This is a genomic window from Halorubrum sp. AJ67, assembly GCF_000513435.1.
Window position 1 is genome coordinate 138356 of the sequence record NZ_CBVY010000006.1, and the last position, 643, is coordinate 138998.

The following is a 643-nucleotide window of genomic DNA, read 5'->3' on the forward strand; positions in this document are numbered from 1 at the left end:
GGTCGATAGGCCCCGACGGGATGCGGTTGGCGGGCGCGCCGAACGGCTCGGCGTCGATCGATCCGGCGGGCGACGTCGCGATTCTCACCGTGACGCTGGTCGCCCCCGACGGCTCGACGTTCACCTACCGGCAGGAGGCGACCGTCCGCACGCTCGATTCCGATCGCGTTGAGGTCGTCTGGCCGCCCGAGCGGTGGGTGTGTCGGCTCGTCACGGAGTGTGGGAGCGAGGGGACGTACCTCCCCGACAAGTCGGGGGTTCACTCCGAGTGGGTCGTCTTCGAGACGGTCGCCGAGACGAACTGAGACCCGTACGTTAGAGGGGTTTGTCGTGTCGAAGCTGTCGACTCCGCGATCGCCGAAGCCCCAGCCGCTCGATACGAAGCGGCCGGCTCTGTAACTGGTGAAGCGCCAGCGGTTCGCTCCGACACGGTCGCTTTCGCCGGGATTGCTTCTCCCACGCGGATCGACGAAGCCCCAGCTGTGAGACTGCCAGACGCTCGCTGCGTTCCTCAGTCACTCACTTCGTTCGCTCCTTCCGGTACTTACATCGCCTCTGGCAGTCTCACGGCTGCCCCTTCGAGTCCCGCCCCGCACAGCGACCGCGCCTCACGCCTCCCCAGCCTCGTCGCTGGCGGTCATTC

At 67.2% G+C, this 643-nt stretch carries 1 pseudogene; it reads left to right on the forward strand.

From position 1 onward, the window contains the following. Positions 1 to 305: pseudogene (locus tag BN903_RS07695) on the forward strand (hypothetical protein); the annotation flags it as partial. Positions 306 to 643: the final 338 nt, after the last annotated feature.